The following is a 12,408-nucleotide window of genomic DNA, read 5'->3' on the forward strand; positions in this document are numbered from 1 at the left end:
ATTGATTTGAGCCCTGCTCAAATCGGACGGCTATTTTAGCGAGATAAACATTTGTGTCAAACACTTTTTAAAGTTTATTTCGTTTGCTTTTCAGCGTTCTAATCTAACCTCTGACTCGCTTGGTTTCATTCGAAGCCATCCCGTGTCAGCGAGGGTGCATTATAGAGATCGGCATCACTTTGACAACCCTTTTTTCCTATTTTTTTCGCCTTTTTCGTTGTTCGGGCAAAAAGCATTCAAAAAAGGAGATTTATGACGGTTATTTACTCAAATTCTTCACGGAATCTACGAAAAGAGACACCTTTTCCCAGTTTGTGTATTCCACTTCTTTTGTCGTATCGGTCTCTCCACCTGTCATCTTCATAATAAAACGTATCATTACACGGTCGAACCAACGATAACGGGGATAATAGAGTGCTCCGGCAAACACGCCAATCAAGGAAGGTTTCCACGGAGACTTCGTCAGGAACTTTCTAATATAGGCACTTCCTTCTGGAGTGTCTTTTCCTTCGGCTTCTTTTCGAGCCGTCAGATTGACACAAAAGAAAGCTGCGTTTGCCTGATTGAGAGCCTCAAGATGACGATCAATAAACTGATAAAGCTTTTTATTAAGATGCCCGTATCGGATAGAAGCGCCAATGACCACTTTGTCGTAGCCAGATAAATCCACCGTTTCGATTTGATGGAGATCCATCATGGTGCAATCGACCGAACCCAGCTTCTCTTCTATATAGTGTAGAATTTTGATGGTTTGCCCTTCGCGGCTTGAATGCAACAGCAGTACTTTTTCCATCGAATGCCCTTTATCGCTCTTTTGAAGTTAGCTACGCCAAAAAGTTGGTGTCAGCAAAATTAGGAGAGTAAATATTTCTAATCGCCCGAACAGCATAGAAACCACAAGTACCCACTTTGCCGTGTCGTTGATGTCGCCAAAGTGCAATGCTACATCACCCAAACCAGGACCTAGGTTATTTAGTGTAGCGGCAACAGCAGAGAAAGCACTCAGCTCATCCATACCTGTGGCAATAAGTGCCAGCATACAAACTACAAAGACCAGCGCGTATGCTGAGAAGAAGCCCCACACCGCATCCACAACCCGTTGAGATAGTGCGGTTCCACCCACTTTGATGGTGTACACCGCTCTTGGGTGAACCAAGCGCTTTAATTCACGCGCACCTTGCAACGTTAGCAAGAGAATGCGGATAACTTTCATTCCTCCTCCGGTTGACCCTGCGCACCCTCCTATAAAAGAGGAAAACAGAAGCAACACTGGCAAGAAAAGAGGCCACTCGGAGAACCCCGTAGTGGTAAAGCCCGCAGTGGTCGAAATAGAGACGGTTTGGAAGAGTGCCTGATCAAAGGCATCAAACACCGAGTTATAACTGTGGTGTTTGAGCAAAAGTAAGAAGCAGATTAAGAAGAGTATGCCCTGTATAAAGAAGAAGGCACGAAACTCAGGGTCTTTCCAATAGTATTTCGGATGCACGCCACCAGACGCAAATGCCGCAAAGTGAAGCGAATAGTTACACGCCGAAATCAGAAGAAACACCACGGTGATCATATTAATGGCGGTACTATCGAAATAGCCGATACTGGCATCGTGTGTTGAAAACCCACCAATCGCAATAGTCGAAAAGCTGTGGCTGATTGCATCAAACAAGCTCATTCCCGCCAGCCAGAATGCGGCGGCACAGGCAATGGTCAAACTTAAATAGATGTACCAGAGGGCTTTGGCCGTTTCGGCAATGCGCGGAGTCATCTTACTGTCTTTGACTGGACCAGGAATCTCCGCACGATAAAGCTGCATACCACCGATCCCTAACACCGGAAGAATCGCGACGGCTAACACGATGATCCCCATTCCACCAAACCATTGAAGAAGCTGCCGGTAAAAGAGTATCGCTTTGGGTAAATCATCTAACCCCACCAGTACTGTTGCTCCCGTGGTGGTTAGAGCAGAAAAGGATTCGAAAAAGGCGTCGGTCACCGAGATGTCCGGAGTGTCGGAGATGAGAAAAGGCAGCGCACCCGCACTGCCGATTACCGTCCAGAATAGCACCACAATAAGAAAGCCATCTCGGGCTTTGAGTTCGTGTCTATGATGACGATTAGGGAACCAGAAAAATCCGCCCGCGATCAACAGAACGAAAAAGGTGGTCACAAAAGGCACACCTGCACCATCTCGATAGATAAGTGCGACAAAGGCGGGCGCCAACATGGATACGCTAAACAACGCGAGTAACAAGCCGACGATACGGATAATTGAACGAAATTGCATTCTTGCTTCAGAAGCAGAGCTTCTTTGATTCCTAATCTAGGGTCTGTTGACCTAATGTTCTATTGGTGTGACAGATGCTTTAGCGCCACTTTTATTTATAACAGCCTGGGTAAACCCTTCCACTTGGCTCACTTCAATTTCAACGATGACCTCAATGGACTCACCGTATTGCGCATCAACCTGAACCGCTTGATAGGCTTCCATTAAAGACTGAGCTATGGGCATAAACGAATAGTCTAACCTTAGCTTAAGATTTGTGGTTATTTTTTTCTCTATTGTTTGAAGCAGCTTAAGGGCTTGCTGCACACCGCCACCGTATGCTTTCACTAAGCCACCGGTTCCCAGCTTAATCCCGCCGGAATAACGCGTTACCACCGCACTGATTTCGCCAACACCAGAACCCGATAACTGAGCCAGAATCGGTTTCCCTGCAGTTCCTGACGGTTCACCATCATCACTGAACCCGTATTTCATGGAGTCTTCCGGTCGGCCTGCGACAAAACCCCAGCAGTTGTGACGTGCAGAAGCGTGTTCTGTTTTAACTGAATCAATGAACGCTTTGGCATGCTCGATGGAAGGGGTATGCGCCAGATGAGTAATGAAAATACTCTTTTTGATCTCTTCTTCGAATATCGCAGGTTCGGCTGGTATTAAAAATGGGAGCAAATTCATGGCACATAGGTCCGCTTTCAAGGGGGGCGAAGTGTATCACGTGACATTACAAAAAGTGTACAACTCGACAAAAATCAAACACGCGTTTGAAAATGTATTGAAATTAGCCAAAAGTCAGCGCAAACTTACAAAGTCGAACAATATGACAACATAACTATAACATTCACTCTCTCAAGCAATCTCGGATTGCGTATCGCGGAGTTAGACATGATTTACCAATCAAATACTCTACAAGTAAAGGAACTGAAAGACGGCATCGCCGAGCTTAGCTTTTGCTCTCCAGGCTCAGTCAATAAGCTCGACCTTGCTACTTTAGAATCGCTCGATCAGGCGCTGGATGCACTTAAAGACCATTCAGGCTTGAGAGGGCTTATTCTCACCTCGGATAAAGACAGCTTTATTGTGGGTGCGGATATCACCGAATTTCTTGGCTTGTTTGCAAAGCCTGAAGACGAACTGGACCAGTGGGTGCAGTTTGCAAACAGTATTTTCAGTAAGTTGGAAGATTTGCCCGTTCCGACTCTATCGGCAATGAGCGGTCACGCTCTGGGCGGTGGTTGCGAATGCGTTTTGGCTACCGATTTTCGTATTGGTGATGCGACTACCAGCATTGGACTACCAGAAACCAAGTTAGGCATCATGCCGGGCTTTGGTGGCTGCGTCAGGTTGCCTCGTGTTATCGGCGCAGACAGCGCCATGGAAATCATCACACAGGGTAAAGCTTGCCGAGCTGATGAAGCGTTAAAAGTTGGACTGCTGGACGCCATAGTAGATACCGAATCACTGCGCCAATCGGCAATCACGACCGTTTCCCAAGCCGCAGACGGCACACTGGACTGGCAAAACCGCCGTCACCAGAAAACATCAGCCCTCACTTTGAGCAAAATGGAAGCCATGATGAGCTTTACCATGGCCAAGGGCTTGGTCGCGCAAAAAGCAGGTCCACATTACCCGGCACCGATGACAGCAGTAGTCGCAATTGAAGAAGCGGCACGCAGCGCAAGAGACGAAGCGCTTGATGTTGAACGCAAACACTTTGTTAAGCTCGCCAAATCAGAAGAAGCCAAATCTTTGGTTGGTTTGTTCCTGAATGACCAATATATCAAAGGGCTGGCGAAAAAATCCGCCAAGTCAGCATCGAAAGATACAGCACGTGCCGCGGTACTCGGCGCTGGCATCATGGGGGGCGGCATTGCTTACCAATCGGCGCTGAAAGGCGTGCCAGTGATGATGAAAGACATCGCACAGGCATCCCTCGATTTAGGTATGACGGAAGCATCAAAACTGCTGAACAAGCGTCTGTCTCGTGGTCGTATCGACGGGTTTAAGATGTCTGGAATTCTGGCTTCGATTACCCCAAGCTTGCACTATGCAGGCATTGAGAATTCCGATGTCATCGTAGAAGCAGTCGTAGAAAACCCGAAAGTCAAAGCGGCAGTGTTAAGCGAAGTGGAAACATTGGTCGATGACAACACGGTGATCACCTCCAACACCTCAACCATCCCCATCAACTTGTTGGCAAAGTCGCTGAAGCGACCAGAGAACTTCTGTGGCATGCACTTCTTCAATCCGGTACATCGCATGCCTCTCGTCGAAATTATCCGAGGTGAGCACACCTCAGAAGAGACCATCAATCGCGTTGTGGCGTACGCTGCGAAAATGGGTAAATCCCCCATCGTAGTCAACGATTGCCCGGGATTCTTCGTCAACCGAGTACTCTTCCCGTACTTTGGCGGATTCAGTCAATTGCTGCGCGATGGCGCTGACTTCACCAAAGTCGACAAAGTCATGGAGCGCAAATTTGGCTGGCCAATGGGTCCGGCGTATTTGCTCGATGTGGTCGGAATTGATACCGCCCATCACGCCCAGGCAGTTATGGCGGAAGGCTTCCCAGAACGAATGGGTAAAGAAGGCAAAGATGTCATTGACGCACTATTTGAATCGGATCGCTACGGTCAGAAAAACGGCACAGGTTTTTACCAATACAACGTAGATAAAAAAGGCAGACCAAAGAAAACGTTCAGCGATGAAATCCTCCCTGTTATTTCCTCTGTCTGTGCCGATCAACAAGCTTTTGACGATGACACCATCATGCAACGTATGATGATTCCTATGATTAACGAAGTCGTGTTGTGTTTAGAAGAAGGCATTATCGCCTCTCCTCAAGAAGCCGACATGGCATTGGTATACGGATTAGGTTTCCCACCATTCCGAGGTGGTGTCTTCCGTTACCTAGACAGCATCGGTATTGCCAAGTTTGTAGCAATGGCAAAACAATACGCGGACCTCGGTGCTATGTATCGGCCACCACAAATGCTGATCGATATGGCGGAAAGAGGCGAAAGCTTCTACCAAACTCAACAAGCTGGAACGCTATAACCCTCTTTGGAAAAGGAATCTTAAAATGAACAATGTAGTGATCGTTGATTGCCTTCGAACCCCAATGGGTCGCTCCAAAGGCGGGGCATTTCGCAATGTCCGTGCAGAGGATCTCTCTGCACATCTGATGAAAGGAATCTTAGAGCGTAACCCTCAGGTTAACCCATCTGAAATTGAAGACGTTTACTGGGGGTGTGTTCAACAAACCCTGGAGCAAGGGTTTAACGTCGCGAGAAACGCCGCGCTGCTCGCTGGTTTGCCTATTGAAGTGGGCGCGGTGACTGTGAACCGTTTATGTGGATCTTCCATGCAAGCACTGCACGATGCATCGCGCGCCATCATGGTGGGCGATGCCGATATTTGCCTGATTGGCGGCGTCGAACACATGGGGCACGTCCCTATGACGCACGGCGTTGACTTCCACCCTGGTTTATCCAAAAACGTAGCCAAAGCGGCGGGGATGATGGGCTTAACAGCTGAGATGCTGGGTAAACTTCATGGCATCAGCCGAGAGCAGCAAGATGAGTTTGCAGCACGTTCTCACGCTCGTGCCTACGCCGCCACGCAAGAAGGCAGGTTCAAAAATGAAATCTTGCCGACAGAAGGTCATGCGCCAAATGGCTCGTTGATGATGCTGGATTACGATGAAGTGATTCGTCCAGAAACAACCGTCGATGGATTATCTCAGCTTCGCCCAGTATTTGACCCAGCAAACGGTACGGTAACCGCAGGGACATCATCTGCCCTGTCGGATGGTGCTTCAGCCATGCTGGTGATGAGTGAGAGCAAAGCCAAGGAACTTGGATTGAACATTCGTGCTCGCATTCGCTCTATGGCGGTTGCAGGCTGTGATCCATCCATCATGGGATACGGTCCAGTTCCTGCGACCAAAAAAGCACTTAAGCGTGCCGGATTGTCGATTGAAGATATGGATGTGGTAGAGCTGAATGAAGCCTTTGCAGCCCAATCGTTACCATGTGCGAAAGACTTAGGCTTACTGGATGTGGTTGACGAGAAAGTGAACCTTAACGGAGGTGCCATTGCATTGGGTCACCCACTGGGTTGTTCAGGCGCTCGTATCTCGACAACCCTGATCAATTTAATGGAAGCAAAAGACGCCAAATACGGTCTTGCGACCATGTGTATCGGTCTCGGACAGGGCATCGCAACGGTGTTTGAACGAGTCGATTGAAGTTCACCTACCTCCTAGAATCAACAAAGCCAGCGTTCAAACGCTGGCTTTCTATTATCAAACAACGAATTAGAGTCACTTCACGCTTTTATCATTTCCGTTGATATGAGCATAGTTTCTTTAGGTCAGAGATTATAAACTGAACTTATATTGCTCATTATCATATAAATTCAAATAGTTACTGCAATATCATCAAAAGCACCGTTAGACAGTCTAATAATAATTCTAACGACTAAATCATTTGTTGGCTTTGAACCCTCACTTCCCCCTGGCATGTGCACAAGGCACTGAATGTGCGGGTATCAAAAATTTAGAAATACTTAAGTATTCAAAGGCTAGGTACCATGAACATTATTAAAACCGCAACACTGATCGCGGCGCCCTTATTGCTTTCTGCGTGTGGAGGAGGGGGGGACAGCTCGACACCGTCAACCCCTTCTACACCTAGTACTCCTTCAACACCAAACGTGGCTCCCGTGATAACCACAAATGGCGACAAGGTGGCATCTGGTGCGCAAACTGTCATTCTGTCTGCCAACATCTCCGACTCAGATAGCGGCATTGCCTCATACAAATGGGAACAAGTTTCAGGTCCAGCCGTCACTATTTCTGAGATCAATGGCACTATGGTGTCTTTCGTTGCCCCCTCTAATTCACAACAGCAAACTCTGGTATTCAAGCTGACGGTTACGGATACCCAAGGGGCAGTAAGCAGTGAAACAGTCACTGTCACCGTAAATGCAACAATCTCCACAAACCGTGCACCAACTATTGCTCCTATTGCGGCTCAAACTCTTAGACCCAATATCAGTGCCAGCATTTCAGGCAATGCTTACGACTTAGACGGTCATATAGTGAAGTATCAGTGGGTACAGCGATTTGGTACCAGTGTCACATTGACCAACCCAGATACTGCGCAACTTTCCTTTATTGCGCCGTCAATAACTCAAGCTGAGTGGCTAGAGTTTCAGCTCACCGTCACAGATAACCAAGGTGCAACGACCAGCCAGCAAGCTCGGGTGCATGTAAAGCCTAACCAAGCGCCTGTATTTCACTTTATTGGTGATGCGACCAAAGACATTAACCAACCCGTGACGATAGCTGCTTCTGCCTACGATAGAGATGGCAGCATCGAATCATACCGTTGGGAGCAAACCGCAGGAACGAATGTCACAATTGCTAACCCAGATTCGCAAACCTTAAACTTCACTTCTCCAACCTTAAACAGAGAAGAAACCCTGACATTCAAAGTTACAGCGACGGATAATGAAGGAGCCACAGGGTCGAGAACGGTCGATGTGACTGTTCAGAATGCGAGTAATTTGATTTCCAACCTGACGTTTGAAAATAACCTCAATAAGAATTGCATGGATGTCATCGCACAAAACAAAGGTTGGAAGTACATTGATGAAGTCACTGAATTTGGTTGCAGTTATAGTGGGTATGAAGCCACTGTAGCAGAGCTGTCTTCGCTCACCCGACTCTATATAGGTTCACTGAAATCTGCTACTGCCAGCTTAGATGTCTCACTATTTGACAATCTGACATCCCTAACCATTAACGGTCAGGCATCAAGTGAGGCTCAAAATGATAATATAACCCTATCTCAACATGCCAATCTTGAAGACGTTACTCTGAAACACTTAGGTGAAGGCAGCATCGTTGTATCTAACAACCCTAAGCTAAAAACCATCACCTTAGATAATGTCCGCTCAAGCACCATAGATTTATCCCGAAACACACAGCTCAATTACATTTCGTTGCTTGCAAATCCCGAGCTAACAAGTTTAAACGTGTCAAATAACTCTGCCTTGGACACGTTTTTAGTCAGAGACGCCTCTTCGCTTTCGGGAATTGATATCGCGAGTAACCCCGCACTGCGTCGATTGACGATTATGCGATCATCACTCGAAACACTAGACCTACGTAATAACGCAAGCTTAGAGCAGCTAGTTATCGCAAATCTCAAAGGTCATTCTTTATTTGATGGTAAGCTCCATACGATCACACTTCCTTCATCAAGCCGTCTCCAACAAGTAGTGATTAAATCTAACAAACTGAGCACCATCAACACAGCACAACTTCCAGCTCTCAAGGTGTTAGTTTTACCCTTGAATGAACTCACCAGTATTGATTTGTCGTCTAATGTGGCGTTGACTCATTTGTCCTTGCAAGGTAACCCACTAACAAGCCTCGATTTAACCAACAATTCGCTTTTGAGCCACTTGAATATCAGTGAAACAGGTAGCGCTGTTATCAATATTGACCACCTCTCAGAGCTAACTGACTTGTTTATCGCAAACAAAGGTCTGAGTACATTTGCCACCCAACTGTACCCTAAGTTGACCAAGCTAGTTTTATCGACTAACCCAATTACCACGATTGAACTGGGTAATCTGCCTCTTCTGCGCGAACTGAGACTCAACGAGACCCAAGTCGATACTATTGATGCCTCATCTGCTTCCCAATTGATCTATCTAGAAGCGAAATCAACGCCACTAACTTCTATTGAACTTCCGACAGAAAAGGGCACTCTTGCTTGGCTACGACTTAGCTACAACCGCCTAACCAGCCTTTCTCTTAACGGCTACTCCCAGCTATCTGATTTACATTTAGCGGGTAACCAGCTCAGTAGCATTGATGTAAGTACTCTCTCAAACCTCAAAACGCTGCACGCAGGTGCCAACCTGTTTACGGACCTCGATATCAGCCAAAACAGCCTTCTCACGTGCCTTTCGGTCTATGATAGTCAACTAACACAAAGCGCCAAAGACTCCCTCAACCGCTATGCCTCTGAGTTTGAGAACCTCAATGCAATAACCTACACCCAAGCCACCAGCGAAGGGCAATGTGGTTACGACCCTTATACTCCGACCCCTTAGTCAAATCGCTACCTCCAACTTCGGTTGGAGGTAGCATCTTCAAAACCAGCTTCACTTCAAGCTTTTCACGCTATTCCATGAACTTTTGATGAAACACCTATCTAGACAACTGCCCACACTTGTCTAGACATCTCTTATCAAGCCTTTTAACAACAGACTTTTAAGCGAATTACCAATATTTCGCTGCATTTTTCTGACATTTCGCTGCAATAAAACCGTCATTTCACGCTAGCAGGATAGAGCCGAACAAAACAGAAGGTTCGCTCTATGGACAGCATCGTTACCGTCACGGATTTAAATAAAACATTTGGCAAAAACCGTGCACTGAACAGTATCAATCTGGATCTCACGCACCGTGGTATGACGGCGCTATTGGGTCCTTCGGGGTCGGGAAAGTCGACTCTGTTGCGCCACCTCAACGGGTTAATGGCTGGCGACAAAACCGACGCGTCGGGTGACATCCGCATTATGGGTCAGCCCGTCCAACAGTCGGGCAAAGTGAATAAGCAGATCCGCACCACTCGCTCGCAAGCTGGCTTTATCTTTCAGCAATTCAATCTGGTCAATCGCCTGTCTGTCATGACCAACGTTTTGATAGGGGCGCTTAGCGAAACACCTTGGTGGAGAACCGTCAGCGGACAATTCACCATAGAACAGAAACGCAAGGCACTGGAAGCGCTTGATCGCGTGGGCATGGCAAGCTTTGCGCATCAGCGAGTTTCTACCCTTTCTGGTGGTCAGCAACAACGCGTCGCCATTGCCAGAGCACTGATGCAGGACGCCAAAATCATCTTCGCCGATGAACCTATTGCCTCACTCGATCCTGAATCGTCTCGTGTGGTGATGGAATTACTTCAGCAGATCAATCAACAAGAAAACATCCCTGTCATTGTGACACTTCATCAGGTCGAGCATGCACTTAACTATTGTGAGCATGTTATCGCTCTGCGGGATGGGCACATTTTTTACCAAGGCAGTAGCAACGGGCTGACATCGAGCCAGCTTGAAGCGCTGTATCGCGGAAAAACAGAAGAAGCGGGCGTGATTGTGGAAGGCAACTTCGCAGGTTCACCGGCTCCTTCGCCAGCAATTGAACTTAATCAACCTACAGTCAACATTCAGTCAAAAGGAATCTGAACATGTTACGTGTACTTCGTAAGATCTCAGTGGGTATCGCTTTAGCAGCAACGGCGCTTGCGCCAGCATGGGCAGAGGAAGCCCCTCTGAAAACTCTGAACTTCGGCATCATCTCGACCGAATCTCAGCAAAACCTAAAAGCATCATGGACACCATTTTTGGATGATATGAGCAAAAAACTGGGCGTTGAAGTGAAAGCTTACTTCGCTCCCGATTACGCAGGCATCATTCAAGGCATGCGTTTCAACAAGGTCGATATCGCATGGTATGGCAATAAGTCTGCCATGGAAGCTGTTGACCGCGCGGGCGGAGAGATTTTTGCTCAGACTGTCGATGTAGAAGGAAACCCAGGGTACTGGAGCCTATTGGTTACACACAAAGACAGCCCAATTAACTCAGTTGAAGACATGTTGAAAAACCGCTCAAACCTGGCGTTTGGTAATGGCGATCCAAACTCAACATCTGGCTTCCTGGTTCCGTCTTACTATGTGTTTGCAAAAAACAACGTTCAGCCAACTGAATTCAAGCGTACTTTGAATTCTAGCCACGAAGTAAACCTGTTTGCGGTTGCCAACAAGCAAGTGGATGTCGCGACCAACAACACTGAAAACTTACGTCGTTTCGAACGCAACAACCCAGACAAGTTCAAGAACATCAAAGTCATCTGGAAATCTCCGCTGATTCCAGCCGACCCAATCGTATGGCGTAAGAACCTGCCAGAAGCAACCAAAACCGCGGTTTACGATTTCTTCATGACATATGGCACAACCGGCAACGCAAAAGAAGTGGCGGTGTTGAAAGAGCTGGACTGGGCACCGTTCAAAGCCTCTTCAGATCTTCAACTTCTCCCAATCCGCCAACTGGCTCTGTTTAAACAGCTTAACAAGCTCGCGACCGATAAGAAGTTGGACAAATCTCAGATGGAAGAAGCCAACAGCGTGAAGTCAGAACTGGCTGCGCTGAACCGTCAAATGGCGGCTTTGGATGCCATGGAATAACACTCAAACCCAAGTGGGGCGAACCTGCCCCACTTCTTACAAAGAAAAATGAGAACAAACATGGACACCAATATTTCGATGGATGCCTTAAATACCTCTCAGAGTCTCAGTCAGAAGCTGAAACAGCTAGTGAGCCTGATGGTCATCGCTCTGATACTGGCTTGGGCGTGGCAAGGTGCGGAGATGAACCCGGTTCAACTCATCGCCGACTCCAGCAACATGGCAGAACTCGCCAGTGATTTCTTTCCCCCCGATTTTTCACATTGGGATCTGTATGTGGAAGAGACTTTAATCACCATTCAGATAGCGATTTGGGGCACCGTCCTCTCGGTTATTTTCTCTATCCCACTTGGGCTGATGTGTGCCGACAACATTGTGCCGGCTTGGGTTTATCAACCAACTCGTCGCTTGATGGACGCGGCGCGTGCCATCAATGAAATGGTGTTTGCCATGCTGTTTGTGGTTGCGGTGGGTCTGGGACCTTTTGCTGGCGTCTTAGCATTGTTTGTCCACACCACTGGTGTGCTTGCCAAACTGTTTTCTGAGGCAGTAGAAGCCATTGATTTGGGACCTGTTGAAGGGGTGCGTGCAACCGGAGCCAACAAGCTGGAAGAAGTCATTTATGGCGTAATTCCACAAGTATTGCCTCTCTGGATCTCATTTACCTTGTATCGGTTTGAATCCAACGTCCGCTCAGCAACCGTTGTCGGCATGGTGGGCGCAGGGGGTATCGGGGTGCTGCTTTGGGAAGCCATTCGTGGATTCCAGTTCCAGCAAACCGCCGCCATCATGCTGGTCATCATTGTAACAGTGAGCCTGATTGACTTCGCCTCTCAACACATTCGCAAGGCGTACATCTAAAAAATTTGT

Annotated in this window: 9 protein-coding genes; 6 read left to right on the plus strand and 3 right to left on the minus strand. The window is 47.5% G+C overall.

Annotated features, from left to right (window positions below; translation table 11 throughout):
* Positions 1–259 precede the first annotated feature (259 nt).
* The 3 genes from hemG to RH89_RS05760 are packed head-to-tail and all read right to left on the minus strand — an operon-like array spanning position 260 to position 2,950.
* A complete protein-coding gene (gene hemG, locus RH89_RS05750; protein ID WP_004400169.1) occupies positions 260–793 on the minus strand; it encodes a menaquinone-dependent protoporphyrinogen IX dehydrogenase in 534 nt (177 codons plus the stop codon).
* A 27-nt stretch (positions 794–820) separates the two neighbouring features.
* Complete coding sequence (locus tag RH89_RS05755) at positions 821–2,278, minus strand: TrkH family potassium uptake protein (RefSeq protein WP_004400170.1); 1,458 nt, start codon at positions 2,276–2,278, stop codon at positions 821–823.
* Positions 2,279–2,329: 51 nt separating this feature from the next.
* Positions 2,330–2,950, minus strand: a complete 621-nt coding sequence (locus RH89_RS05760; protein WP_004400171.1) for a YigZ family protein — start codon at positions 2,948–2,950, stop codon at positions 2,330–2,332.
* A gap of 207 nt (positions 2,951–3,157) precedes the next feature.
* Here RH89_RS05760 and fadB point away from each other — a divergent pair, with 207 nt between their 5' ends.
* The 6 genes from fadB (at position 3,158) to phnE (ending at position 12,399) form a co-directional block, all read left to right on the plus strand.
* Positions 3,158–5,329: a fatty acid oxidation complex subunit alpha FadB gene (gene fadB / locus RH89_RS05765; RefSeq protein ID WP_004400173.1), complete on the plus strand. Its 2,172-nt coding sequence runs from the start codon at positions 3,158–3,160 to the stop codon at positions 5,327–5,329.
* Between the two features lie 25 nt (positions 5,330–5,354).
* Complete coding sequence (fadA, locus tag RH89_RS05770; protein WP_004400174.1) at positions 5,355–6,521, plus strand: acetyl-CoA C-acyltransferase FadA; 1,167 nt, start codon at positions 5,355–5,357, stop codon at positions 6,519–6,521.
* A gap of 344 nt (positions 6,522–6,865) precedes the next feature.
* Entirely contained in the window at positions 6,866–9,403 is a 2,538-nt protein-coding gene (locus tag RH89_RS05775) for a leucine-rich repeat domain-containing protein (RefSeq protein WP_004400175.1), read from the plus strand.
* Positions 9,404–9,670: 267 nt separating this feature from the next.
* Positions 9,671–10,540, plus strand: coding sequence for a phosphonate ABC transporter ATP-binding protein (phnC, locus tag RH89_RS05780; RefSeq protein WP_004400176.1), 870 nt, complete (start codon positions 9,671–9,673; stop codon positions 10,538–10,540).
* Positions 10,541–10,542: 2 nt separating this feature from the next.
* Positions 10,543–11,538, plus strand: a complete 996-nt coding sequence (phnD, locus tag RH89_RS05785; protein WP_004400177.1) for a phosphonate ABC transporter substrate-binding protein — start codon at positions 10,543–10,545, stop codon at positions 11,536–11,538.
* Between the two features lie 78 nt (positions 11,539–11,616).
* Positions 11,617–12,399 (plus strand): phosphonate ABC transporter, permease protein PhnE, encoded by a 783-nt coding sequence (phnE, locus tag RH89_RS05790; protein ID WP_038145124.1) that lies wholly within the window; start codon positions 11,617–11,619, stop codon positions 12,397–12,399.
* The last annotated feature ends 9 nt before the right edge of the window (positions 12,400–12,408 follow it).

This window comes from Vibrio nigripulchritudo ATCC 27043, assembly GCF_000222685.1.
Lineage (GTDB): Bacteria > Pseudomonadota > Gammaproteobacteria > Enterobacterales > Vibrionaceae > Vibrio > Vibrio nigripulchritudo.

Excerpts from the sequence above, each read along its gene's own strand:
- hemG (WP_004400169.1), bottom strand. The coding sequence starts at position 793 with ATGGAAAAAGTACTGCTGTTGCATTCAAGCCGCGAAGGGCAAACCATC.
- RH89_RS05755 (WP_004400170.1), bottom strand. The coding sequence starts at position 2,278 with ATGCAATTTCGTTCAATTATCCGTATCGTCGGCTTGTTACTCGCGTTG.
- RH89_RS05760 (WP_004400171.1), bottom strand. The coding sequence starts at position 2,950 with ATGAATTTGCTCCCATTTTTAATACCAGCCGAACCTGCGATATTCGAA.
- fadB (WP_004400173.1), top strand. The coding sequence starts at position 3,158 with ATGATTTACCAATCAAATACTCTACAAGTAAAGGAACTGAAAGACGGC.
- fadA (WP_004400174.1), top strand. The coding sequence starts at position 5,355 with ATGAACAATGTAGTGATCGTTGATTGCCTTCGAACCCCAATGGGTCGC.
- RH89_RS05775 (WP_004400175.1), top strand. The coding sequence starts at position 6,866 with ATGAACATTATTAAAACCGCAACACTGATCGCGGCGCCCTTATTGCTT.
- phnC (WP_004400176.1), top strand. The coding sequence starts at position 9,671 with ATGGACAGCATCGTTACCGTCACGGATTTAAATAAAACATTTGGCAAA.
- phnD (WP_004400177.1), top strand. The coding sequence starts at position 10,543 with ATGTTACGTGTACTTCGTAAGATCTCAGTGGGTATCGCTTTAGCAGCA.
- phnE (WP_038145124.1), top strand. The coding sequence starts at position 11,617 with ATGGATGCCTTAAATACCTCTCAGAGTCTCAGTCAGAAGCTGAAACAG.